This window comes from Pontibacter saemangeumensis (assembly GCF_039541895.1).
Taxonomy (GTDB): Bacteria; Bacteroidota; Bacteroidia; order Cytophagales; family Hymenobacteraceae; genus Pontibacter; species Pontibacter saemangeumensis.
Window position 1 is genome coordinate 462,379 of sequence record NZ_BAABHC010000014.1, and the last position, 23,658, is coordinate 486,036.

At 56.0% G+C, this 23,658-nt stretch carries 21 protein-coding genes; 10 read left to right on the top strand and 11 right to left on the bottom strand.

Annotated features, from left to right (window positions below; genetic code table 11):
- Positions 1-63 precede the first annotated feature (63 nt).
- A complete protein-coding gene (gene mutS / locus ABD920_RS12650; protein ID WP_345159492.1) occupies positions 64-2,688 on the bottom strand; it encodes a DNA mismatch repair protein MutS in 2,625 nt (874 codons plus the stop codon).
- A gap of 341 nt (positions 2,689-3,029) precedes the next feature.
- On the opposite strand from mutS, the gene ABD920_RS12655 reads away from it, so the two are divergent.
- From ABD920_RS12655 to ABD920_RS12675, 5 genes are all read left to right on the top strand, one after another.
- Entirely contained in the window at positions 3,030-3,569 is a 540-nt protein-coding gene (locus tag ABD920_RS12655; RefSeq protein ID WP_345159494.1) for an RNA methyltransferase, read from the top strand.
- A gap of 334 nt (positions 3,570-3,903) precedes the next feature.
- Positions 3,904-6,402 (top strand): TonB-dependent receptor, encoded by a 2,499-nt coding sequence (locus ABD920_RS12660; RefSeq protein WP_345159496.1) that lies wholly within the window; start codon positions 3,904-3,906, stop codon positions 6,400-6,402.
- 344 nt (positions 6,403-6,746) lie between these two features.
- Positions 6,747-7,760, top strand: a complete 1,014-nt coding sequence (locus tag ABD920_RS12665) for a dipeptidase (RefSeq protein WP_345159498.1) — start codon at positions 6,747-6,749, stop codon at positions 7,758-7,760.
- A 176-nt stretch (positions 7,761-7,936) separates the two neighbouring features.
- Complete coding sequence (locus ABD920_RS12670) at positions 7,937-8,122, top strand: hypothetical protein (RefSeq protein ID WP_345159500.1); 186 nt, start codon at positions 7,937-7,939, stop codon at positions 8,120-8,122.
- A 567-nt stretch (positions 8,123-8,689) separates the two neighbouring features.
- Entirely contained in the window at positions 8,690-9,349 is a 660-nt protein-coding gene (locus ABD920_RS12675; protein ID WP_345159501.1) for a hypothetical protein, read from the top strand.
- A gap of 224 nt (positions 9,350-9,573) precedes the next feature.
- Here ABD920_RS12675 and ABD920_RS12680 read toward each other — a convergent pair whose 3' ends face one another.
- From ABD920_RS12680 to ABD920_RS12695, 4 genes are all read right to left on the bottom strand, one after another.
- Positions 9,574-10,131 (bottom strand): DUF4142 domain-containing protein, encoded by a 558-nt coding sequence (locus tag ABD920_RS12680; RefSeq protein ID WP_345159503.1) that lies wholly within the window; start codon positions 10,129-10,131, stop codon positions 9,574-9,576.
- Between the two features lie 118 nt (positions 10,132-10,249).
- On the bottom strand, positions 10,250-12,568 hold the full coding sequence (locus ABD920_RS12685; protein ID WP_345159504.1) for a M20/M25/M40 family metallo-hydrolase: 2,319 nt from the start codon (positions 12,566-12,568) through the stop codon (positions 10,250-10,252).
- A 160-nt stretch (positions 12,569-12,728) separates the two neighbouring features.
- Entirely contained in the window at positions 12,729-13,514 is a 786-nt protein-coding gene (locus ABD920_RS12690) for a TerC family protein (RefSeq protein ID WP_345159505.1), read from the bottom strand.
- A gap of 162 nt (positions 13,515-13,676) precedes the next feature.
- Positions 13,677-14,174: a YajQ family cyclic di-GMP-binding protein gene (locus tag ABD920_RS12695; protein ID WP_345159507.1), complete on the bottom strand. Its 498-nt coding sequence runs from the start codon at positions 14,172-14,174 to the stop codon at positions 13,677-13,679.
- A gap of 501 nt (positions 14,175-14,675) precedes the next feature.
- Between ABD920_RS12695 and ABD920_RS12700 the strand changes: the two genes are divergently transcribed.
- From ABD920_RS12700 to ABD920_RS12710, 3 genes are all read left to right on the top strand, one after another.
- On the top strand, positions 14,676-15,110 hold the full coding sequence (locus tag ABD920_RS12700; protein ID WP_345159509.1) for a GNAT family N-acetyltransferase: 435 nt from the start codon (positions 14,676-14,678) through the stop codon (positions 15,108-15,110).
- Positions 15,111-15,121: 11 nt separating this feature from the next.
- Positions 15,122-15,670, top strand: a complete 549-nt coding sequence (locus tag ABD920_RS12705; RefSeq protein ID WP_345159510.1) for a lipocalin family protein — start codon at positions 15,122-15,124, stop codon at positions 15,668-15,670.
- Positions 15,671-15,879: 209 nt separating this feature from the next.
- Positions 15,880-16,497 (top strand): carboxylesterase family protein, encoded by a 618-nt coding sequence (locus tag ABD920_RS12710; RefSeq protein WP_345159511.1) that lies wholly within the window; start codon positions 15,880-15,882, stop codon positions 16,495-16,497.
- A 138-nt stretch (positions 16,498-16,635) separates the two neighbouring features.
- On the opposite strand, the gene ABD920_RS12715 is transcribed toward ABD920_RS12710, so the two are convergent.
- A complete protein-coding gene (locus ABD920_RS12715) occupies positions 16,636-17,094 on the bottom strand; it encodes a DUF4174 domain-containing protein (protein WP_345159512.1) in 459 nt (152 codons plus the stop codon).
- A gap of 149 nt (positions 17,095-17,243) precedes the next feature.
- Between ABD920_RS12715 and ABD920_RS12720 the strand changes: the two genes are divergently transcribed.
- Positions 17,244-17,786 (top strand): YfiT family bacillithiol transferase, encoded by a 543-nt coding sequence (locus ABD920_RS12720; protein ID WP_345159514.1) that lies wholly within the window; start codon positions 17,244-17,246, stop codon positions 17,784-17,786.
- Positions 17,787-18,353: 567 nt separating this feature from the next.
- Complete coding sequence (locus ABD920_RS12725; RefSeq protein WP_345159516.1) at positions 18,354-18,566, top strand: hypothetical protein; 213 nt, start codon at positions 18,354-18,356, stop codon at positions 18,564-18,566.
- Positions 18,567-18,569: 3 nt separating this feature from the next.
- Here ABD920_RS12725 and ABD920_RS12730 read toward each other — a convergent pair whose 3' ends face one another.
- From ABD920_RS12730 to ABD920_RS12750, 5 genes are all read right to left on the bottom strand, one after another.
- The gene (locus ABD920_RS12730) at positions 18,570-19,100 is read right to left on the bottom strand and encodes a DUF2911 domain-containing protein (RefSeq protein ID WP_345159518.1); all 531 of its coding nucleotides are present in this window, start codon (positions 19,098-19,100) and stop codon (positions 18,570-18,572) included.
- A gap of 186 nt (positions 19,101-19,286) precedes the next feature.
- Positions 19,287-19,790, bottom strand: a complete 504-nt coding sequence (locus tag ABD920_RS12735; protein ID WP_345159519.1) for a GDYXXLXY domain-containing protein — start codon at positions 19,788-19,790, stop codon at positions 19,287-19,289.
- Positions 19,780-20,862 (bottom strand): DUF4401 domain-containing protein, encoded by a 1,083-nt coding sequence (locus ABD920_RS12740; RefSeq protein ID WP_345159520.1) that lies wholly within the window; start codon positions 20,860-20,862, stop codon positions 19,780-19,782. The genes ABD920_RS12735 and ABD920_RS12740 overlap by 11 nt, the downstream gene beginning before the upstream one ends.
- The gene (locus ABD920_RS12745) at positions 20,849-21,817 is read right to left on the bottom strand and encodes a DUF2157 domain-containing protein (RefSeq protein WP_345159522.1); all 969 of its coding nucleotides are present in this window, start codon (positions 21,815-21,817) and stop codon (positions 20,849-20,851) included. Before ABD920_RS12745 ends, ABD920_RS12740 begins: the two co-directional genes overlap by 14 nt.
- A 199-nt stretch (positions 21,818-22,016) precedes the next feature.
- The gene (locus ABD920_RS12750) at positions 22,017-22,868 is read right to left on the bottom strand and encodes an SGNH/GDSL hydrolase family protein (RefSeq protein ID WP_345159523.1); all 852 of its coding nucleotides are present in this window, start codon (positions 22,866-22,868) and stop codon (positions 22,017-22,019) included.
- Positions 22,869-23,658 lie beyond the last annotated feature (790 nt).

The window sequence follows — 23,658 nt, forward strand, 5'->3', positions numbered from 1 at the left end:
AATTTTGAAACCTTGCACTATTCCATATATAAACAACGGTGGTCACGCTGGCAGTTATAGATATCAGCGGCTCACCGGCTTCTCCTGCAGGAGCAATTTCAGCTCGTTCAGCTTCAGGAGCGCCTCTACCGGCGTAATGGTGTTGATGTCCAGGTGCTCCATCAGTTCCTTCAGGCGCACCAGTTGCGGGTCGTGCAGCTCGAACATGCTGAGCTGGTAGTTGCTCTTCGGCACGTCCTTCATCTTCTGCTGCGGCGCCTGCTCCGACACTTTCTCCTTCTCAAGGTGGTGCATGATCTCGTCGGCGCGCAGCACCACGTTGTTGGGCATGCCCGCCATCTGCGCCACGTGTATCCCGAAACTGTGCTCGCTGCCGCCCTCCACCAACTTGCGCATGAACAGGATCTTGCCGCCTGTCTCCTTCACCGACACGTTAAAGTTCTTCACGCGGGGCAGGTCCTCGGCCAGTTGGTTGAGTTCGTGGTAGTGGGTGGCGAAAAGCGTCTTGGCCTTAAACTTCGGGTGGTTGTGCAGGTGCTCCACAATGGCCCAGGCAATGGAAATACCGTCGTAGGTGCTGGTGCCGCGGCCAATCTCGTCCATCAGCACCAGGCTGCGGTCCGAGAGGTTGTTCAGGATGCTGGCCGTCTCCGTCATCTCCACCATAAATGTCGACTCGCCTTTGGACAGATTATCAGAGGCGCCCACGCGGGTAAAGATCTTGTCGATGATGCCGAGGCTGGCAGCGGCTGCCGGCACAAAGGAGCCGATCTGCGCCATCAGCACGATGAGGGCCGTCTGCCGGAGCAGCGCACTTTTACCCGCCATGTTGGGGCCGGTGATGATGATGATCTGCTGCTCCTCGTTGTCCAGGAAAATATCGTTCGGCACATACGCCTCGCCCAGCGGCAGCTGCTTTTCGATGACCGGGTGACGCCCTTCTTTTATCTCCAGCACATGGCTTTCGCTCACGTCGGGCTTCACATAGTTGCTGCTCAGGGCAATGCCGGCAAAGGAGCTGAGGCAGTCGATGATGCCGATGACCCGGGCGTTCTGCTGCACCTGCGCCACGTAATCGAGGGCGTGCAGCACCAGGTCGTTGAACAGGCCAAACTCGATGGTGAAAATGCGCTCCTCGGCGTTAAGGATTTTCTCCTCGTAGGTTTTCAGTTCCTCGGTTATATACCGCTCCGCGTTCACCAGCGTCTGCTTGCGTATCCAGGAGGCGGGCACTTTGTCTTTGTGGGCGTTGCTCACCTCCAGGTAATAGCCGAACACTTTGTTATAGGCGATTTTGAGAGAGCTGATGCCCGTGTTCTTCACCTCGCGCTGCTGCAACTGCGCCAGGTAGTCCTTGCCCGAGAAAGCAATAGCACGCAACTCATCCAGCTCCGCGTTCACCCCCTCGTTGATCATATTGCCCTGGTTGGTGAGCATCGGCGGCTCCGGCTTCAGCACGTTCCGGATCTCTTCCCGCAATCCATCGCAGGGGGCCAGCTGCGCCGCCAGGCGCTGCAGGGCGGGTATATCGCTTAAGGCCAGGGCTTTTTGGATGGGCAAAATGGCTTCCAAAGCCTTTGCCAGTTGCACCAATTCGCGTGGGTTCACGCGGCGCACCGCCACTTTCGAGATCAGCCGCTCCAGGTCGTTTATCTGTTTGAGGTGCAGCGTGAGCTCTGCCAGCAGTTCGCTGTGCTTTGTCAGGTCTTCCACGGTGTCCAGGCGGCGGCGGATCTGCGCCACGTCCTTCAGCGGCAGCACCACCCACTTCTTGAGCAGGCGGGCACCCATCGGCGTCACGGTCTGGTCCAGCACCTGAATCAGCGGCACGCCCTCCGGGTGCTGCGGGAACAGCAGCTCGAGGTTGCGCACCGTAAAGCGGTCGAGCCACACGTATTTATCCTCTTCGAGGCGCGAGATGGTGGCGATGTGGCTGATCTCGTGGTGCTGCGTTTCGGAGAGGTAATGCAGGATGGCACCCGCCGAGATGATGCCCTCCGCGATGCCCTCGATGCCAAAGCCTTTAAGCGTGGCGGTGCTGAACTGCCGGGTCAGCGATTCATAGGCCGTGTCGTAGTTAAACACCCAGGGCTCCAGCGCATAATACCGGAAATCGGGGCCGTAGCGCTCCATGAAGGTTTCTTTTTCGCGCTTGCAGAACAGCACCTCGGCCGGGGCCAGGCTCTGCAGCAGCTTGCCTATATAGCTCTTGTCGCCCTGCGCCGTGATGAACTCGCCCGTGGATATATCCAGGAAAGACACGCCGGTTTCCGTCTTTCCGAAGTGCAGAGCAGCTAAATAATTGTTGCTGCGCCGCTCCAGCACCTGATCGTTGAAGGAAACACCCGGCGTCACAAGTTCCGTCACGCCACGCTTCACGATGCCTTTCACCGATTTCGGGTCTTCCAGCTGGTCGCAGATGGCCACGCGCTCCCCGGCCCGCACCAGTTTGGGCAGGTACGTGTCGAGGGAGTGATGCGGGAACCCGGCCAGGGCCACCTCCGAGGAGGAGCCCGCGCCGCGCTTGGTCAGCACAATGTCGAGGATTCGGCTGGCTTTGACGGCATCCTCCCCAAAAGTCTCGTAAAAATCGCCTACCCTGAACAGCAGCAGCGCCCCCGGGTGCTTCACCTTGATAGCATTGTATTGCTTCATAAGGGGGGTGACGGTGCCATTATCTGCTTTCATACGTTCTATACTTTGATGCCTTCGCAGATGCGAGAGCCATAATAATTGCTAAATTAAAACATGGGGTGAGACTGATATACCTCCTTTCCCCTTAAAGGTGATTGAGGCACACCTGCTGTTTTGGATATATAAATCCGATCCGCTTATCCGCAACAGCAACAACCACCCACTTAATCTTATCACGGATCAAACCAATCAGCTCAAAACAACTCCTTAGCAAAATTCGGTTTGATTTCTGCCCTCTCCGCCGGACCTTTACACGGGCAAAGCTTCGTTAGGTATGTTTAACCTGTCTTCTCTAAAGCCCTGTAACCCCATTCTTATATATAAACGCTGTATAAATGCGAAAGCTCTCGATGGAGGACCTGAACCGTGACTCGGTGGAGGACTTCAAAAATAAGAAAAAAATACCGTTAGTCTTGGTGCTCGACAATGTGCGCAGCCTGAATAATGTGGGCTCTGTGTTCCGGACGGCCGATGCGTTTATGGTGGAGAAAGTGTACCTCTGCGGCATCACCGGCACGCCCCCGCACCGCGACATCGAGAAGACGGCGCTGGGAGCCACCGAGTCGGTGGCGTGGGAGCATGTGCCCGATACGCTGGAACTGGTGAAGCAGCTGCAGGCCAACGGATATATCATCTGCGCCGTGGAGCAGGCCGAGAACAGCACCCTGCTGAATAGTTTTCAGCCGGAAGCGGGGAAAAAGTACGCGTTTGTGCTGGGAAACGAGGTGATGGGGGTGGAGCAGGAGGTGGTGACCCTCGCGGAGGTGGTGCTGGAGATTCCGCAGTTCGGCACCAAGCACTCCCTGAACATTTCGGTGGCGACTGGCGTGGTGGTATGGGATTTCCTGAGCAAAACAATGGCGCAGCAAGTGTAGCCTGCCTTGCTTCTTTCCTGTCAATCAACCTATATAAGCGCTGGCCTGGCTGGCGCTTTTTCTTTTATAATCTATATAAACACCCGCTGGGTACTCCGTTATGCCTGCCGCTTTATCGCTGCTGCGGCGGCTCCGTACAAAAAAGTGCCCCTTGTGATTAAACCTTCGCCCTGCTACTTTGTCATATAAGCGGAATCTCCCAAAGGCTATATGCCCAAGGAAAAATTACATCACCGTTGGGCACAGCCACATACGCTTTGCCAGCCTATTCCCCAGGCCGCCTGCCACGGTGAAGCCAAACGTCCCGATTATACACTAACGAGCACCACAAACTATGAAAACATATCAACAACCCATCTTCTTTTTACTCCTCCTCTTGCCACTGGCCCTGCAGGCGCAAAACCCTTCGGACGGTACACTGGGCCGCGTCAGCGGCACCCTGGTGCAAGGCGAAACGAAAAAGCCCGTAGGGTTTGCCAATGTCGTGCTGCTGTCCCTCCCCGACTCCAGCCTCACGACGGGCGCTACCTCCGGTATGGACGGCGCATTTATGCTGGACCGCATACCGGCCGGCCGGTATGTGCTGCGGGTGTCGATGGTGGGCTACGCGACCCGCTACGTGCCGGATATCCGGGTGACGCAGGCGCAGCCCCAGGTGGCGCTAGGCAGTGTCGCGCTGCGCACCGGCGCCACCCAACTGAGCGAGGTGGAGGTGACGGCGGAGCAGGCGCTGGTAGAGTACGCACTGGATAAGCGGGTTGTGAACGTGAGCCAGGATATAAACGCGCAAAGCGGGTCGGTGGCAGAGGTGATGCAGAACCTGCCGTCGGTGACAGTGGACATAGACGGCAACGTGGCCATGCGCGGCAGCTCCAACGTCACGATCCTGATTGACGGCAAGCGCTCCTCCCTTTCCAGCATCCCCCTGGACCAGATTCCGGCCAACCTTATCGAGAGCATTGAGCTGATCACCAACCCGTCGTCAAAATACAACCCTGAAGGCACCTCCGGCATCATCAACCTGGTGCTTAAGAAAGAGAAAAAGCCCGGCTTTAACGGCTCCGCCTCTGTAACGGCCGGCACCTACGACAACTACAACGGCTCCCTGAACCTGAACTACCGCTACAACAAGTGGTCGCTGAACGGTGGGTACGATTTCAGGCAGCGCACCCGGCCCGGCAGCAGCGACAGCTTTACCGAGAACTACTACCTCGACAGCCTGACCAACCGCATCGACAGCACCAGTTACCGCCTGCAGGAGGGAGACCGCAACAGCCTGGACCTGTCGAACAATTTCCGCCTCGGCGCCGACTATTACCTCACCCCGAAGCACACCCTGTCAGCCTCTGCCCTGTACCGTGTCGGCCGCGACGAGGACTCCAACAACATCCTGTACCGCTTTGAAGACGAGAACCGCATGCTGCACAGCATGAGCCGCCGCCTGACCGAGGAGACCGAAGACGAGCAGGCCATGGACCTGACGTTGGGCTACCGCCAGACCTTCGGCCGCAAAGGGCAGGAACTGACGGCGGACGCGGTATACACCACCAACGTGGATGAGGAGGAGAGCATATTCCGGCAGACGCAGGAGAACAACGGCCCATCGGAGGCGCTGCCCGACGTGCAGCAGACATTTGTGGATGACAGCAATACCCGCCTCATCACAAAGGCCGACTACGTGCACCCGATCTCAGAGGACAGCCGCCTCGAAACCGGCTTCCGCACCTCCTACGAGCAGCTGGACGAGGACTCCCGTTTCTTTGACCTGGACAATGCCACCGGCGCACTGGTGTACAACCCGCTGCAAAGCAACCGTTTTGTATATGATGAGCAGGTGTACTCGGTATATGGCAACTACAGCAACAAATTCAAGTCTGTGAGCGTGCAGCTGGGGCTGCGGGCCGAGCAGACGTATACCAAGGCGGACCAGCGCACCGCAGACGAGGTTTTCCACAACGACTATTTCAGCCTGTTCCCGAGCCTCTTCATCACCAACGACTTCGACGACAACCACAAGCTGCAGTTCAGCTACAGCCGCCGCATCAACAGGCCGAGGAGCCGTTTCCTCAACCCCTTTGTTGACAGATCTGATCAGTACAACACCCGGTTCGGGAATCCTGAGCTACGGCCGGAGTTCATTAACTCGCTCGAGCTGGGGTTCCTGCGGTACTGGGGTGATATCTCTTTTAACTCAAGCGTCTTCTTCCGCCACACCACTGATGAGATAGATTGGTTTCGCACCATCACCACAGTAGTCGTGGACGGGGTGGAGGTGCCCGGTACGCAAACCACGTTTCTGAACCTGTCGAGCAACGTTTCCTATGGCGTGGAGCTCGGTGTAAATTACCCGATTGCGAAGTGGTGGCAGGTTAACGCCAACGCCTCCGGCTTCCGGACGCAGTTGAATACCACACAGGGCGACACGGAGCTGAGCAGCAGCCAGTTGAGCTGGGACGCGAAAGTCAACTCCAACATGACCGTCTGGAAAGACCTCGACATCCAGCTCTCCGCCTTCTACCGCGCCCCGACCGCCGACATACAGGGCCGCAGGGAGCAGATGTTCAGCACGGACCTAGGGATGAAGAAGGACGTGCTGAACAAGAAAGGCACTGTGTCGCTGCGCGTATCTGACATCTTTAACACCCGACAGTTCAATTTCCTGAGCTTCGGCCCCGAGTTCAGGACCCAGAGCGAGAACAGGCGCCAGTCCCGCATCATATACCTGGGCTTCACCTACCGCATCAACAGCGACGACAATCAGAACGAACGCCGTCGCCGTAACGGGAATAACCAGGAGCAGGGCGGCGGCGATATGGACGAGGGGTTTGAGTAAAGACCTCACCCAGACTCTCTCCTAAAAACAGGAAAGGCAGGCAAAGTATATAATCAGGAGCACTTACTACTTCAACGTGGACAGGGGAATTGTTCTGCCTAAGCTTCTAACAATTGTCCACCCCTCCGGCTTCACAACTTTCATGTTCTATAGCAGGCTGTGGTGCTCTCAGGCCGAGAGCACCACAGCCTGCTATAGAACTCATGGATAGTAGGTCCCGCAGGGGTAGCAAAGTGTTTCCTTTTCATCCCTTTTAGAGGTGCACGGGAAGCACAACTTGTTCGCAACAAAACTAACAGCCCTTTGCCCTCTCCCGTATCTAACAGCAACCAACACCACACCACATGCACCCAAGCAAACCGAACCGCCTCCCCATCATAGACATGCACTGCGACCTGCTGGTTTACCTGACGGACGTTCCGGGCTCGGCCCCCGAAAAAACGGAGGAGATTGGCTGCAGCCTGCCGGCCTTGACGGAGGGCAACGTGAAGCTGCAGGTTATGGCCCTCTACTGTGCGTCGGCACCGGGCAGCAGTAACTATGCTGCCCTGCAGCGCGACATGTTTCAGCAGCTGGCCGAGGATGAGAACAACTGCCTGACAGCCGTAACCGATCTAGACGGCCTGCACCAGGCACTGCAGAGCGAAAACGGGGTGGGCATGGTGGCGGCCATCGAGAACGCCGCCGGCTTCTGTGAGGCAGACGAGCCGCTGGAAGACGGGTTTAAGAAACTGGAGAAAATCATCACCGCCTGTGGCCGCGTGCTCTATATAAGTTTCACGCACCACACCCCCAACCGCTTTGGCGGGGGCAACATGAGCCACCTGGGCATCACCCGCGACGGGAAGATGCTGCTCGACTACCTGCACGGCCGCCGCATCGCCGTGGACCTTTCCCACACCAGCGATGCTCTTGCACACGGCATCCTCACCCATATAGACCGGGAGCGGCTCGATATCCCCGTTATCGCCAGCCACTCCAACTTCAGGCCGGTGTGGGAGCACAACCGCAACCTGCCCGATGAGCTGACCCAGGAGATCATCCACCGCAGGGGGCTGATCGGGGTAAATTTTGTGCGGGCTTTTGTGCACACCGACGATCCTGAGGCACTGCTGCACCACATCCGTTACGGCCTCAGCCAGGGCGCGCAGGAGGCCCTCTGCTTTGGGGCAGATTATTTCTACTTTGCTGACTTCCCTGACTCCAGCCGTTTCCCGTTTTACCACAAGGCGCACGAGCAGGCAGGCACCAGCTATCACTATATCCTGCAGCGGCTACAGGAGGAGCTGCCGCAGGAGCAGCTGGCAAGGCTGTCGTACCAAAACGCGCAGCGGTTCATCGAGCGCATCTGGAGCTAAGCCTGTCCTGCTTTGCGATCAGGCGGTTATATATAAATATGCCCGCATTTTTGCTAATCTCCGGATAGGCATAGGTTTTTATATACAAACCATTATATTTATCAGAAACTATATAAAGTCTGCCTATATGCTGCGGCAGAATGCGTGTGGCTTTTGCTCAACGAAAAACTGTATCTATGAAATTCTTCGGGCTGCTCCTGCTACTGGCAGGTATCGTGTCGCTTTTTCTGGAATTTACCGGGGCTAATCTTGTCGTGCTGAACTGGCTGAGCCAGTTTGGAGAAACAGGCAGTTGGGCCATCCGTATTGGTGTTACGCTGCTTGGCGGCATTATATACTACCTGCGCCGCCACGACGATTAGGAAAATTCAAGATTGGCGCGGTTCCCGTATACTACGTGCTGGGTTTGTAACGCCGGGGCCGCTTAGCATATGCACTAAGCTTAACTCCTCCACCCTCTGCTTTTTTCTGCGGCCTGCCGCACCCGTTTGGAAAAATCACCTCATTGCCCCGTAGGCCCTTATCGCCTCTTCGCAAGGTATCCAAGATACCTGCAAACGAAACTTATGCGCGCCTACTGCAATCCGTTGGTTGTAATGCATAGATTTCCACCCTTAAAATTTATACTTTCACAAATTTTCGCCCTTTATATAATTCCTGCTACCCTCATCGTTATACCAGGAAAGGAAATGATGCAAAAGATTCATAATCAAAGCACTAAATTGCAGGAACACCGTAAATAATAAGACGAATCGGGCAACAAACCTTCTATTACTCAGCAAAACAGTTATTCCCACTGCTGCTACTGATATAAAAGTTTATATATATTGTTTGCCAAACAAAAGAAAAACCCGTATACGCAAAAAAAGTACCTGCACTGCCACCAACAGGTTAAATTTATCTTAAACTGCCATAACCAGGACGGCCCCATGGATGCTCAGGAATACTCGCCGCGCTACATACAGATAAACGAGCTATACATCGATACGGTGGTAATCGATGACACGGAGTTTATTACGCTCTGGTGTTTTACTGTGCTCGACGATGAGTATAAGTTTGTGTACCTGGGCTGCGACTTCAGCCAGTTTAACCAGATCCTGATTGCGGCAGGCGACAAGGGGAAAGAGATTGCCCTGCACATCGCCAACGTGCTTAACCAGCCTTACGACGTACCGACGCTCATCCCGATAAAAGAGCAGTTTGACGAGTACCTTGAACTCACCGGCCATGACATCATCGTATATGAGCCCCTGGCCGTGGAAGACGATTTTGAGGAGTACGACGAAGAGGACGAGGACCTGCCGATAGAGCAGCTGTTCGGTGGCAAGCCCAATAAAACGCAGCAGAAGTACCTGATCTACCAGCTCGACAAGCTTTACCCTTCAATGGTGTTCGAGCCGGAGAAGATCATACACGAAGAACTGGTGGATTGCTTTGAAGACGACTCGCTGGAGCTTGCCCAACTGTACTACGACTATATGAATGCCGTCGAAAACGGTTACTCCGAAGGAGAGGCCCGCCAGGTAGCCGGCTTAGACAAAGAACTCTTCTTCCGGATGGCGCGCAAGGCCGCCGATCTCTGGAAGTAAACCCGCCCATCATTCCGGGCTGCATATAACAAAGCCCTGCTCAGTAGACGCTCCCGGCGCTGTGGCTAGGACTACCTTAACCATCCTTGTTGCCTGATCCAGGCGCTATACTTTTGCGGCTAACGCCATCCTCCCTACCTCTACTCCTGCTTTCAAGAAGAGCTTAAATCAATCATACGCCGTCCTTTGCGCTGATGCCTATATAGGTGCATTCAGTACGTCGTTCACTGCTCGGCCACTACCACCGAATCAGGGTGCGCCAGCAGGTCTATTTCTTTCTTTAGATGCGTCCGCATGCCCATCAGCCAGTCACGGGTTGCCTGGTTATCGGCTTTGCTGAGCGCCTCTTCGTACCTGTCCAGCTGAGCCAGGTGCGTGCTAATGATGAAGCTGCGGTAACGGGCGTCAAACTCCTCCCCCTCGAGCAGCATAAACTCCTGCACCAGGCCTTTATCGGCATCGCCGAGGCTGTCGGGCAACTGTATCCACGCGTGCTTGGCTACCAGCACCTTCAACCGCTCGAGCGCCTTCCTGTGGAACTCAGCTGACTGCCTGCCTAGGCGCTTTACGTTTTCATCGGTCCCTTTCTTCATCGCCAGCTGGCTGATCTCTGTTTGCAGAAGGTTACTGCTCGCGGCATAGTCCCAGAAGGCGGGATCATCCTGCAGGTTCTGGGTAACGGCAATGGTCGTTGTCTCCCCCTCCGAGGATGATCCGCTGCAGGCCTGCAGCAGCAGAAACAAAAGGGCGACAGCGATGTGGCGTGGTTTATCAGCAAACATATAAAGGGGTTCAGGTGATGTTGTCTTAAACTATACTACGCACGCGGCGGGTTTGGTTGGGGACTAGCAGCATTTCGGTTAAAAATACAGTCCTGCTTGCCCGTGGTGCGGCGCATCGTCAGAATACATAGGATTTTCGCACCACTGTCAGGTTACTCTCCCGCCCCTGCTCGGCGATAACATGGGCCGGCTTTGGCTGTTTCACAAGTTCCTGCGGCAGCCCGATGCGCTGGTCATAGAGGTGAAGCGTAAGCGCCGTACCGGCTTTCAGGCGCAGCTCCAGTTCCACCTCCTTGCTGATCGGCAACCCGTGCAGGCGCGCGAAATACACCGGCCCCTCATCCGTCTCCAGCGGCTGCAGTTGCAACGGCTCCCCAGCCAGTGCTGCACCCAGCAAGGCATCCGGCGCCTGCGGCTGCAGCACCAGCTCGAGGTGCGCGGCCTGCCGCGGGGAGGAAAGGCGCAGGCGCAAGAGCCGTTCCTCCCCTGCCACCGAGTCCTGCACCACAGCCGCTGCCGGGGCTGGCAGCGGCAACACCTCTGCCCTGCTTTTCAGGTACTGGATGCCGGCATGGGGGTATATCTCTGTCAAGGGGCCAGTGGTGGGCGCATGGAAGAACTGCCTGTTCCAGTCGTCGGTGGCCTGGAAGGCGGAAGCCCAGTAAGCCTTGCCCGTGTCAGCGTTCAGGAAGTAGCTGACGTGGCTGTGCAGGGGGCGTTCAGGGGACGGCTTTTCGTAATTTATGGCGCGTGCCACCTCCAGTCCTCCCGCCAGCAGCAGCACGAGTGGCAGCAGCGGAGCGTCGCGCCAGCTGAAGCTGCGTTCGATGATGTGGAGCAGGGGCAGCAGCAGGCCCAGCAGCAGCACAAAAAGCGCCACCATTGCCATGGGCAACTGCAGCGCAAACGCCACAAACACCACCTGCACAATCGGCATCATCAAAAAAACAGCGGGCACAGCCGCCAGCAGCAGGATCAGCGCAAACCGAAAGCTTACCTTCGGCCCCTCATACAGCCCCGTCAGGAAAATGCCCAGCACACCCGCCAGCGAGAATAGCAACGGAAAAAGAAGCAGGTACGCGGCGTTGGGCACCAGCACGTAAAGCACCACCACCAGCACAAACTGAAACACCAGCACGCCCACCACCAGCGAGAACAGGCGCAGCCAGCGCAAGGCCAGCCAACTCAGCAACAGGAACAGCCCCAGTGCCAGCAAGACGTAGGCGATAAAAAAATAATCGGCGCTATACAGGCCGTTGAAGGGATGCGAGAGCGGCAGCAAGCGAAGCACCAGGCTGTTGATCGGGAAAAACAGGGCCACTGTGACAACTAGCAGCAACAGGTACAGCAAGAAGCCACCCGCCACCTGCCCCACCGAGACTGCCTTCTTCCGCAAACCAACCCGCACCGTCACCACCAGCAGCAGCGTGGTCAGCGCCACCCAGAGCAGGTTGAGGTTTGCATTATACCTGATTACCCAGCCATCGATGAAATTAAAGAACACAGCATCAGGCGCCTTGGTGGCGGAAAGGGATATATGGCCGAAATGCCGCGTCAGGGCCAGCAGGTTGCTGCCGTGGTGCTGCAAGCTGCGCCGGCTCAGGTTTTCGGGCGCATCGGTGGCCTTGTGGTAGTGCACAAAGCCACCGATAAAAGCCGAGTTCAGGCCGGTGTAACCCGCCTCTTTGAAAACGGTGAAATCGGTGTTGTTGGGCATGCGGCTATAGATCTCGTACGCCAGGGAACTCACAAACGGATAAGGCGCCGCCGCGATGTACTGCTTCACCACCCACCCGTTCTCCGGGCTCACCTCAAACGTCATGCTGGGGCCATCATTGCCACGGGCTTCCACATTCAGCACCAGCGCCACCTCCTGCGCCCACGGGTGCTTCAGAAAGGCCTTGGCACCGTAGAGACCGTACTCCTCCCCGTCCGTCAGCAGCACGATCAAGTCATGCTCCAGCGGCTCCGCCTGCTGCAGGGCGCGCACCGTTTCCAGTATGGCGGCTACGCCTGCCGCATCGTCTCCGGCGCCGCGTGCGTTGGGCTGCGAGTCGTAGTGCGCCATCAGCAGGATGGCGCTGTTGCCGGCGCCTGTGCCCTCCAGCCGGCCGAGCAGGTTGTATACGTACCCCACATATGCCGCTTTGCCAGCCTCGTTTACGGCTGTTGCCTCCTGCACCTGCGGCTTGAGCCCGAGTTGCCGCATCTCCCGGAGCAGGTACGCCCTCGCCTCCGCGTGTGCTTGGGTGCCCATGGCGTGCGGCTCCTGCGCCAGCTCGCGCACGTGCCGCATGGCCCTTTCCGCCGAAAACTCCGTTGCAGGTGCAGTAGCAGGCACCGGGCGGGGCGGCTGCAGCAGGTAAATGCTAAGCAAGGCAAAACCGGTGAGCGCCAGCAGCAGGAAAGCGGCGACGGCATAATGGCGGTACTGCATATGGGAAATGGTTTAGCGGGGTATATAAATACTTTCTAATATAAAAATTAATTCGCATTAAGCAGTGCTGCTTTCTTTCAGCTCCGGCGCCTGATGAAAAGTAAAGCGGCACCGCCTGCTGTAGGCGGTGCCGCTTATATATAGAACGCTTCTGAAAACGCTACACAACCCGCTCTTCCTCGGGGTCCAGCACCTCGTTCTGGCGCAGGTGCACGGGCTCCGTCTTTTTGCGCAGCCGCATGTTCAGCATCTCCACCATCAGCGAGAAGAACATGGCAAAGTAGATATAGCCTTTCGGGATGTGCTGGTGCAGCGACTCCACCACCAGCATAAAGCCGATCAGGAGCAGGAACGACAGGGCCAGCATCTTCACCGTCGGGTGCTTGTTCACGAAGTCGCTCACGTACTTGGCGAAGATCAGCATAATACCCATGGCCAGGATCACGGCGATGATCATGATGATCACCTCCTGCGCCAGCCCGACCGCCGTCAGGATGGAGTCGAAGGAGAACACGATATCGATGAGGATGATCTGCACCAGCACCTTCGACATGGTAGCGTAGGTTTTCTGTGCCCCGGTGAGTTCCTCTTCCTCGCCCTCCAGCTTGTTGTGGATCTCGGTGGTGCTCTTAGCCAGAAGGAACAACCCGCCGGCAAACAGGATGATGTCGCGCCAGGAGACGGCAAAATCCTCGTTCGTGAAAGGCAGGTTGATGTTGAACAGAGGCGCGCTGGCCCCCACGATCCAGGAGATGAACATCAGCAGGATCACGCGGAAAACCAGGGCCAGGGACAGGCCAATGGTACGCCCCTTGGCCTGCTGGTCGTGCGGCAGCCTCCCGACAATGATTGAGATAAATACGATGTTATCAATGCCGAGCACCACCTCCATAAAGGTCAGCGTCAGCAGGCTTATCCAGGTATCAGGATTAGCGAAAATTTCCATATAGGTACGTGTTAGTTGTTAGTTGCCGCCTGTTAAACGGCCTGATGGTAAAATGCCGCGCGGCTATAAGCCCGGGATATGTGCCACACAGCGATGCCCTGGCATTCCATCGGTTATATATACTGGTTACGATAGGAATCTAACGATCAGCAATCGGGTGGACTACGACTTCATGTTGATGAACTGCAGCGGCATGCCAATCGTCTCGCTGTTGCCGCGCATCACCGCGATCACCTCCTGCAGGTCGTCGATTTTCTTGCCCGTCACCCGGATCTGCTCGTCCATGATGGCGGCCGACACCTTGGCTTTGCTGTCCTTGATCAGCTTCATGATCTTCTTGGAGGTCTCTTTGTCGATGCCGGCTTTCACCTTGATGTCCTTTTTCACCATGGCCCCCGACTGGTACGCCTCCTTGGAGAAATCGAGCGCGGTGCCGTCCATTCCCTGTTTCACCATTTTGCTGAGCAGCACGTCTTCGGCGTGCTGCAGGCGCATGTCGTTCTCCATGGCGATGTGCACCTCGTTGCTCTTTTTGTCGTACTCGAGGCTGCCTTTGGTGTCGCGGAAGTCATAGCGGTTCATGATCTCCTTGCGGGCGGTATTCACGGCGTTGTCCATGGACTGCGGATCTACCTTGCTCACGATGTCGAAAGATGCCATAGTTTTAGTGTTAATTAGTTTCTGAATTTAGATTTACACGCTATAAAGCCAACAAAGTTATTTTTTTTTAGCTACCCGTTGCAAGATAAAAGGCGCGTGGCTTCCTGCTATATGGTTTGGTTGTTAGTTGTTGATTGCTGATTGTTGAATGGCTTCATTGTTAAATGGTTGAAAAGCCATGCCAGGCACAGGTGCAGCAGATCTCCGGCTGCATCAAACATTTCACAATCAAACCAACTCTGCTGCTGCTTGTAAGCCAGTACACGTATTTATATAGGGCACAGGTTTTTTTCAACTCTATAGCCCAAACTGAAATTTACTTAAGCTGTTGAAGCATGGCCCAACCCCTCGAAAGGGCTGGGGTGGGTTTAGGAGGTATAGGAATTTGAGTAGGCATATAGCACAACTGAGTTCTATAGAACATATAATTTAACTTTGCCCATCAACACCCAAGCATCTAATTCTTTTGACAATAAACAAGTAGCAATCAACAACTAACAAATGGAAGTGATAGAGCCCGCCACACCCGAAGAATTCGAGAAGTACTACCGCCTGCGCTACGAAACGCTGCGGCAGCCCTGGGGGGAGCCCGAGGGAAGTGAGCGCGCAGCAGACGATGCCACGGCCATACACGCCATGCTGGTAGACGATGACGGCGAAGCCGTGGGCGTCTGCCGTCTGCACCTGAACACGCCGCAGGAGGGGCAACTGCGCTTCATGGGCATCCGGAAAGACAAGCAGGGCCAGCAACTGGGATTCCGGCTGATGGAGTATATGGAGGCGCGCGCCAAAGCCCTGGGTGCCATCAGCCTGATGCTGCACGCCCGCGAGAACGCCGTTAACTTTTACCGCCGCAACGGGTATGAGGTAGTAAAGGAATCGTACGTGTTGTTTGGCACCATACAGCATTACCTCATGACCAAGCAACTGAGCTAACCCACAACACGATGAAAAAGAAAACAAAAATCTGGCTGAGCGCCGGGGCTCTGGTCGCCGCTACCGCCGCCGTCCGTAAATACAGCGCCACCTATCCCCCGCTCGACACAGTGCCGGAAGTGGACCTGGACCATTACCAGGGCCGCTGGTACGAGATCGCGCGCTTGCCGCAGCGTTTTGAGAAAGGCTGCCACTGCGTGTTTGCGGAGTATACGAAACATCCCAAAGGGCATGTGGAGGTATATAACTACTGCCGCAAAGGCGGTCCGGGAGGCAAGGAAAAGACAGCGAAAGGCAAGGCCTTCCCGGTGGAGGGCAGCCACAACAGCAAGCTGAAGGTGCAGTTTTTCTGGCCCTTCCGGGGCGATTACTGGGTGCTGGAGCTGGCCCCGGACTACCGGCACGTGCTCGTCGGCTCCCCCGACCGTGAGAGCCTCTGGGTTCTCTCCCGCACCCCCAAACTGGACGAGGCCATATATAAGCGGCTGGTGCAGGCGGCGTTGCAAAGGGGTTTCGCGGTAGAGAAGCTGCTGCTCACAGACCAGAGCTGTTATATATAAACGCTATATATCAGCAGAAGTCCTGGTCTTGAGCTGTGCTGCGCACGAATCAGCCACAGCCTCCCCGGCAGACATGGCTGCAACTGCCACCGCAGAAATCCCCCGCTTCGGACCCGCGGAGGCATCGTTAGCGGAAAGATGCACGCTTGCGCGAACGCGACAAACAGCGTCAACCGTATATAGGATAAGCACAATGAAACGGCATCCCGATGAGCTACAAGTACCATATATACTACCCGAAGGCCTACCAGGCGCAGCCACAGAAGGAATGGCCGCTGCTCTTGTTTCTGCACGGCGCAGGCGAGCGGGGCGACGACCTGGAAACGGTGAAGCGACAGGGGCTGCCGAAATACCTGCAGGGCAAAGACGACTTCCCGTTTGTGGTGGCTTACCCGCAGTGCCCGCACCAGTCTTACTGGCAGGTCCCGCTGCTGAACGAATGGCTGGGGGAGGTGTTGCAGAAGGTGCGGGCAGACAGAAACCGCATTTACCTGACAGGCATCAGCATGGGCGGCTACGGCACCTGGAACTGGGCGGCGGCCAACCCGGAGCTTTTTGCCGCCATACTGCCCATATGCGGCGGCGGTGAACACACGCAGGCGCTCCACCTCGCCCATATGCCAATCTGGGCTTTTCATGGGGAGCAGGACGACATTGTGCCTGTTGAGGAAACGCAGCGCATGGCCACAGCCGTGAAAGAGGCAGGCGGCCACGTAAAGCTCACCATCTACCCCGACCTCAGGCACGACTCCTGGACCGAAACCTACAACAACCCCGCCATATATGACTGGTTCCTGCAGCACCGGAAGGAACCGCAGGAGCCATAATCACCCCTTTATCCGCCTTGCTATATACACAGCTGTATATGGCGAAGGCGCTGTGTGAAAGGCATTGCCGGTCAGAGCCTCTATAAGTGGGGCAAGCCCGGCAAGCGGGCTGTTTGTATTGAGTTTGCTTTCGCCTGATCAGTTGTCGTTTCCGCGCATCTCCTGCCGGCGCATCGGCATCTGGTCGATCCTGCCGAATATCTCTTCCAGGGCAACGGGCGCGGTGTTCCTGCTTTTCTCTGTGCCATCCTTGCCTATCAGCAGCACCGCAAAAGAATCCGGCGACACCCGGAAACGCTTCCGCAGCGCCTCTCCCCTTTGTCGCCGCTGCAGCGTGCCGCCTATATATACTTTGTCCGGCCCCACCAGCTCGATCACCACCATATCCCGCTCCTCGATCGCCTGCGCGTCGGCCTTCACCATCTCTTTCTGGCGGATATATGCGGGGGAGTCTTCTGACGGCGCGAAAAGCAGCAGCGGGCGCTTCTTCCATTTGTACTTCTCCAGGCCCGCCTCTGTGGGCTTTATCTGTGCGTCGGCCCGCAGCCCGACGAGCAGGAGGCCAGCTACAATAAGTGTTGTTACTATCTTTTTCATCTTACTGCATACGAGGGCAGTCTGTGGCTTGGTTTGCCTCCGGCATCGCTTCTGCCCCTGCTCCTTTGGGGCTGCACATATAGGCGCCGGAAGGGTTGCGCCGCTTCTAAATTTTATGTAACTCGGTTGTCTCTTAACCAGATATAGCCATGCTACTAACCGAAGATTTAGACGAGCTGCGTTACCCGATCGGTAAGTTCAGCCTTGCCCTGCCGCTAACCGATGAGCAGGTGGAGCAACACATCCTTTCCATCGCCGGGCTCCCCGCCCGCCTGCAGGAGGCAGTGGAGAAGATGACGCCCGAGCAACTCGACACGCCTTACCGCGATGGCGGCTGGACCGTCCGACAGGTTATCCATCACCTCCCCGACAGCCACATGAACGGCTACATCCGCCAGAAACTCGCCCTGACGGAAGACCTGCCGAAAATCAGGGTATACCATGAGGACATATGGGCCATGCTGCCGGACAGCCTGCAGGGCGCGCCGGAAATCTCGATCGCCTTGCTGGCTGCCTTGCACCAGCGCTGGGTGCTGTTGCTCAAGAGCCTGCCGCCGGAGCAACTGGAGCGGAAACTGATTCACCCAGAAAGCGGGGAGCAGCGCATCCGGGAGCACATCGGGCTGTACGCCTGGCACGGCGAGCACCACCTGGCGCATATCACGGCGCTAAAGAGACGGGAGGGCTGGTGAGTTTGCTGTGTCACGGATGTTCTTCCCTGAGTATCAGGAGCATGTACGCCTATATACCTCTTTTATATATTCGTAAATTAAGTTTACAACAGAACGGCATGTTGCATAACAAAAACACTCAAAGAAACCAATGTCGTTATCGATAATATATTTTTTTACTTTTTTTGTTGCCAAATTTTGAAAGCATAAAATCTTGCCCTACATTTGAAACATCAAACACAATGTAGGGTGTTGAAACTGGCAGACAAGCCCTCCTATCTCGGGGGTGGAGGCCTTAGTACAAAGCAGCTCCTGCCTAACTACTCCGTGAAGGTTCGACTCCTTCCCCTACAGCAGATAAAGCTCCTCTATCCACCATAGAGGAGCTTTTTTTTGCACTTACACTCATATCGATTGAGTGATACTACTCGGTGTGCAAATAGACTCGGACCACCCCTCCAAGAGCTTCTCTTGCATCCGCTGCTGGCTGCTATGTTGCAAGCGGATTTTATCGATGCTATTTAACCCGTTTACCCAGGCGTCTTTAAAGTCAGATATAGACTCAGAGGATAAAGGAAGCAGCAAGCGATGAAGCAATACGAATGCGGAGAGTCAAAGGATGATTCTTTAGAGGGCTGGCAGACGATCCAATCATGTACTTTGACTCACCCTGAAAGGTATGAAGGTGACGCTGATATAAGCCGTGATATTATAGGCGTTCGGGAAAAAGGCGGGCACAAAAAAACTGCCCTGCAAACTCTAAGGCTTGCAGGGCAGTTTTTTTGTGCTGTTTATATATAACTGTTACTTCGCAGGAGCCATGGCAACAGGCAGTTCCATGTTTTCCCAGCGCAGCACGATGCCGTTGTCTGTCACCTCATAGGCGAGGCGCTCGTTCATGGAAGCCGATTTCTGTGGCTTAGCCATCACGCGCAGCGCATCCTGCTTCTCGTCGTACTGCGTGCCCCACTGCTTGGCAGTTTTGTTGAAGATCACCGTCCACTCGTCTTCACCCGGGATGGTGTAAAAGCTGTAAGTACCGGCTGGCAGGGCCTTGCCTTCTACCATCACGTCCTTATCCACGGTTACAGTAGTAGCCTCATTGGCCCCGGCGCGCCACACTTTGCCATAGGGCACCAGGCCTCCCCATATCTCGCGCCCTTTCACGGCAGGGCTGCTGTAATTAATTGTAACGGTTGCATCCCCTACCTTGCCCGTTGCCTCGGCAGGTGGGCTTGGTTTTGCTGCGTTCTCATTCTGTGCCCAGGAAACGGTGGTTACCAGCAGGCAGACAAACAATAAGGCCAGCGAATTCAAAAAACGTGTGTGCTTCATAAGTATATAGCTTTGGTTGTTTTAAAGATTAACGTAAGAAAGGACTTGATGCGTATGGCCCATTTGCCACAGCTACTTGTTTCAGCCCTTAGTATACGGATGCTATATAATTTAGCTAACCCGAGGCTGCATTATTTTTATCGGAAATAAGATACGTTGTGTTTTGCACACGCTGTGCGCGAGCCTTTACCTGGCGCTACCCTTTCGTTTTATGAGCTTTCGCTCGTCTGTGTATAGGCCGACCAGTATGCTGTTGCCCTGCTCGTCTACCTTCAGGCCGCCAAACGCCGCCCCGGCAAACAGCTCGCCCTGCCCTTCCTCAAAGAAGTAGGACTCGGCCCCGATGTGCACCGCCCAGTCCGCCTTGTTGTACCTGATCAGTTGCTCCCCGGCCGCCAGCGGCGTCTTCCCTTGCTGGTACCGCACCAGGTGCGCCACCCTGTTGGCGTCCACCCGCACCACCACATAGCCCCTTGCCGCCAGTTTGTCGGGCTCCGGCACCTGGCTGATAGCATAGTTCAGGCGCATGTAATCGCCCTGCAGCAGCGAGCGCGGGTCTACCGGGGCCAGTTCCAGCAACACCAGCCTGCCGCTGGCCAGCGTCTTCTCCTTCTCCAGCACCGACCAGTTGAAGAAGCCCAGCAGCAGTACCAGGTTCAGCAGGATGACAAGGCCTTTTTTAGTTCGCATCGTTTTTCAGGTGTTTCTGCAGGAGCAGGTAGCCCCCTATAAAAAGCGCGCCGGTGAGCACGAGCACTCCCGACTTCTGGAGCAGCGTGAGTTGCAGGTCGTAGTAGTACAGGATCACAAAATATACCAGCGACAGCACCCCGGCAGCAAAGCTTGTTTTGTGCCCGATGTAGAAGCTGGTCAGCAACACCAGCAGCGCCCCCGGCACTGCTGGCGACAGCACCGTAGGGGCCAGCACCAGGCCGCAGCAGGCATATACCAGCAACTGCTGTTTCCGGTTTGCCAGCCCCGCCTGCCGCATCACCTTCGATAGCACGAACAGCACCGCCGCGATCAGCAGAACACCCGACAGCCAGTAGTGCGTGATGCCGCCAGCGGGCAGCGGCGGTTGGTGCATCAGCAGCGCCAGCGCCGCAACAAGCGTCACCACCAGCCCCATCCGCACGGGCCCGTAGACGCGGCTAAACCAGCTCCCCAAGCTGATGAGCGTCGCCTCCCGCAGGCTTAGATAGGTCAGCAGGCCCGCCACCGCGCCGATGTAGCCGTGCATCAGGTTTAGCGCCTGGTGGTTGAGGATGATGGCGGCCAGGCTACCGCTGAAAACAAGCACCGCCAGGAAGGTGAGGATGCTGTTGGCGGCGGCAAACAGCACCCCCAGCGCCATAAGCGCCAGCAAGCTGTACAAAGCATCCTCGCTTTGGAACAACCCGGAGAAGCCGATGCCGAAAAGCAGGTAGCCGATGATGTGAAAAGACACGCAGGAAGTCTCTGCCAGCGTGTCTTTCCTGATGCGGATCACCGCCACCGACCCTGCCAGCAGCAGCAGCCCCGCAACGAGCATCCCTGTAGGCGAGTCGTAGAGGCCGGTGGCAAACAGGAAACCCAGCAGAAAAAGGCTGGCGAGTATGCCGCCCAGGATCGTCAGCAGCTTAACAGGCAGGTTGGCGAGCAGCGGCGTGCTCTGCTCTAATTCCGCATTAATCTCCGCCCGGTCATATACAAAACCCTCCCCTTCCTGCTCCCTGATCTGGCGCAGCAGCAGGTCCAGGGCTTGTTGCTCAGTATTTTCCATGCCATTTATGGTTTATGCGGATAATGTTGCGGACCAGCAGCGTGGTGCTGCCTATCACGAAGAGGCTGGCGAGCAGCAGGAGCAGCTCCGGGGTTTTATCTGCCATCCGGACAATGAGCGAGGCCACCACCACAATACCGCTGAAAGGGATAACCGACAGGTAGAACAGGTCGCGGACGCGCTGCCCGTGCCAGATGCCGGCCCCGTAGCCAAGGGCCGCCAGCAGCACGCAAAGTCCCCAGTCCTCCTCCATATTCGCATAGATGCCTACCACCAGGCTGATGGTGATCGCGGTGACAGCCGCCAGCCCCAGCACCCGCTGCAGCCACCTGCTGCGCGTGCGGTTTTTTGTCTTATGCGCCACCAACTCCCACACCAGCACGGCAGTGCCGTTCAGGACAAAGAGCAGGTCCAGCAGCACGGCAAAGGGCCAGTGCGTGGCCACCTGCTGCACATATAGGAAAAGCGTGGTATTGACGAGCGCCATAAAAAGGAGCCACAGCGGCGGGTACTTCGCCACCGCCACCCACAGCGCCACGCAGCACGTCCAGCCCAGGAAAAAGTCGTAGGCGTTGGCCCCGGTCTGGTATACCTGCCCGAACACCGCAAACAGCACCCCCACCAGCATGGCATTGCCCGTGAGCAGCAGATTCCTGGTGGTCTCACTGCGCTTCGAGAGCAGGACATAGGCCGTGACGATGACAATGAGCGCCTGCAGCAGGCCGAGCTTCAGGAACTTGTGCATCGCGTCCCAGTTGTAGGCGAAGAAGAAGACAACGCCCGCCACTATAAAACTGACGCCGGCCCCCAGCAGGAGCAGCCGCAGCAGAGAGGCCCAGTTGCGGGGGCCGGCGTAAATGCCGGAGCTCCGGAGCATAGCCTCGATGCCGCCTGGCCGCCAGTTGCTGTGCCGGGCAATGCTGTAGAGCAAATCACGCGTAATGTGGGGCTTCATATCGGCTTCTTTGGTTTAATGTACGCGTACCCTGGTACACCTGCTGCAGAGAGCAGTTGCACAGAGTTAAGGTACTAAAGCAGCGGGCCGTAAGCAACAGAAAGGCGCTAAATATTAACATTATCCCTATATAGCAAAAGCGGCACTATGTGGCACTTTGAGCGCTTTCGCTGGGCAACACGATACCTACATGCGCAGCTTACACCACCGGGTTATACAGCAGTATCTCCACCATCTTCTGGTGGTACAGCTTGGCCACCTGCTCAAACCCTTCCTTCCGGAGGTGGATCTCGTTGTGCCACTGTGCCTCGTTTGGGAAGCGCCCGCGCAAGTCGATGTGGTGGAAGTTCGGGTAAACGTGCCCCAGGCTGATGAGCAGTTCATTGTATATGTCCACGAGCTGCCGGATAATCTTATTCTGCTCGCTGCGGGCGGTAATGGCTTTGCGGGCAAAGGCCGGCAGCACCCAGGGGCCGGAGAACCGGATGCCCGCCAGCTCGTACTGCGTGCCGTTGGGGATGGCGTAGTCGTAGCCGTGCATGAGGATATGAATCTCCGGGTCTACCTGCCACACCTGCTCCAGGAAACTGACGATGGCGCTTCGGATGTACCCATTCACGCTGTCCCTGAAAAAGGCTTCCCTGAAAAGCGGCAGCCCCGACCTTTTGTGGTTCAGGTACTGCACCAGCTCCGAACCCACCACGTCGTTGCCGCCTGCGCTAAAGAGCACGAACTTCGGCTTCAGGTTCCGGACGGAGCGCAGTGTCTCCCGCAGGCTCACGGGGCCGTAGTTGTTGGCCCGCTGCACCTGTGTGGCAATCGCGTAGTCGGTGCCGAACACCATATTCTCCAGCGTGTCGCCGGGCTTGCTGTGCCGCTTGATGGCGTAGCCCATCTGCCGGAGATGGTCGATGACGTCTTTCACAACGGGATAGGAAAACCAGGAATCGCCCTCCGCCACAATTTTACTGTCTTTGCTGGTGCGGGCGTCCAGGAGCGAGCGCATCGATTTCTCCTCCAGGTCTATTTTTATTTCTTGGATAGTGGCCATACAGGAAGCTGGTTTGGGTTCGGGTTCTATATCCCTTACGCATAAAAGTCCGCGGCTGCAGCCAAAGCCCGCATATGCCCCGGCTGTATCCCTGAAAATCATATAGATAGCGCTGGAAACCCTTTTAAAAAAGAACCAACACAGCAGAGGCCGGGTTAAACTGCCGATTAAGGAATACTAAATAATTGCTGCGATTTTACAACCTGTCAAACACAATGGCGTATTGGTTATTATAATCGCATAGAAAAATTATTTTTATTAAAATATTTGCAATTTAAAAAAAGACCTTCTATATTTGAATCATCAAACACAATGTAGGGTGTTGAAACTGGCAGACAAGCCCTCCGATCTCGGGGGTGGAGGTTCTGGGATAAAGCAACTTTTGACCTAACACTAGTACAAAGATATTTGCCTAACTACTCCGTGGAGGTTCGATTCCTTCCCCTACAGCGAAAAAGCCTCTCCATCAACATTGGAGAGGCTTTCTTTTTTAACAGTATATAGGCGCTACCCGCCCAACAGGCACCGCCAAGCCCTTAGCACCGCTCGCTATACAGCAAACTGGCCGCTGAACAAATAAAAAATTTATATATACTACATCATATATAAAGAAGCGGGCAGTTTATAACAGGTTGCCTGAACCTACTCCCATATATAGCTTCGTTGTTTTGAAATAATGGGCAGTAATATTTTTACTAGAGAAGGATGTAGAGATGATTTGGCATTAGTTGGTACAGGATATAAGCTGCTGCCGTTTCAGGGAGGCGGCGGGGCAGGGAAACGAGGTCTC

Bases quoted from the DNA above. Each gene is read 5' to 3' on its own strand.
- mutS (WP_345159492.1), bottom strand. From the start codon at position 2,688: ATGAAAGCAGATAATGGCACCGTCACCCCCCTTATGAAGCAATACAAT.
- ABD920_RS12655 (WP_345159494.1), top strand. From the start codon at position 3,030: ATGCGAAAGCTCTCGATGGAGGACCTGAACCGTGACTCGGTGGAGGAC.
- ABD920_RS12660 (WP_345159496.1), top strand. From the start codon at position 3,904: ATGAAAACATATCAACAACCCATCTTCTTTTTACTCCTCCTCTTGCCA.
- ABD920_RS12665 (WP_345159498.1), top strand. From the start codon at position 6,747: ATGCACCCAAGCAAACCGAACCGCCTCCCCATCATAGACATGCACTGC.
- ABD920_RS12670 (WP_345159500.1), top strand. From the start codon at position 7,937: ATGAAATTCTTCGGGCTGCTCCTGCTACTGGCAGGTATCGTGTCGCTT.
- ABD920_RS12675 (WP_345159501.1), top strand. From the start codon at position 8,690: ATGGATGCTCAGGAATACTCGCCGCGCTACATACAGATAAACGAGCTA.
- ABD920_RS12680 (WP_345159503.1), bottom strand. From the start codon at position 10,131: ATGTTTGCTGATAAACCACGCCACATCGCTGTCGCCCTTTTGTTTCTG.
- ABD920_RS12685 (WP_345159504.1), bottom strand. From the start codon at position 12,568: ATGCAGTACCGCCATTATGCCGTCGCCGCTTTCCTGCTGCTGGCGCTC.
- ABD920_RS12690 (WP_345159505.1), bottom strand. From the start codon at position 13,514: ATGGAAATTTTCGCTAATCCTGATACCTGGATAAGCCTGCTGACGCTG.
- ABD920_RS12695 (WP_345159507.1), bottom strand. From the start codon at position 14,174: ATGGCATCTTTCGACATCGTGAGCAAGGTAGATCCGCAGTCCATGGAC.
- ABD920_RS12700 (WP_345159509.1), top strand. From the start codon at position 14,676: ATGGAAGTGATAGAGCCCGCCACACCCGAAGAATTCGAGAAGTACTAC.
- ABD920_RS12705 (WP_345159510.1), top strand. From the start codon at position 15,122: ATGAAAAAGAAAACAAAAATCTGGCTGAGCGCCGGGGCTCTGGTCGCC.
- ABD920_RS12710 (WP_345159511.1), top strand. From the start codon at position 15,880: ATGAGCTACAAGTACCATATATACTACCCGAAGGCCTACCAGGCGCAG.
- ABD920_RS12715 (WP_345159512.1), bottom strand. From the start codon at position 17,094: ATGAAAAAGATAGTAACAACACTTATTGTAGCTGGCCTCCTGCTCGTC.
- ABD920_RS12720 (WP_345159514.1), top strand. From the start codon at position 17,244: ATGCTACTAACCGAAGATTTAGACGAGCTGCGTTACCCGATCGGTAAG.
- ABD920_RS12725 (WP_345159516.1), top strand. From the start codon at position 18,354: ATGAAGCAATACGAATGCGGAGAGTCAAAGGATGATTCTTTAGAGGGC.
- ABD920_RS12730 (WP_345159518.1), bottom strand. From the start codon at position 19,100: ATGAAGCACACACGTTTTTTGAATTCGCTGGCCTTATTGTTTGTCTGC.
- ABD920_RS12735 (WP_345159519.1), bottom strand. From the start codon at position 19,790: ATGCGAACTAAAAAAGGCCTTGTCATCCTGCTGAACCTGGTACTGCTG.
- ABD920_RS12740 (WP_345159520.1), bottom strand. From the start codon at position 20,862: ATGGAAAATACTGAGCAACAAGCCCTGGACCTGCTGCTGCGCCAGATC.
- ABD920_RS12745 (WP_345159522.1), bottom strand. From the start codon at position 21,817: ATGAAGCCCCACATTACGCGTGATTTGCTCTACAGCATTGCCCGGCAC.
- ABD920_RS12750 (WP_345159523.1), bottom strand. From the start codon at position 22,868: ATGGCCACTATCCAAGAAATAAAAATAGACCTGGAGGAGAAATCGATG.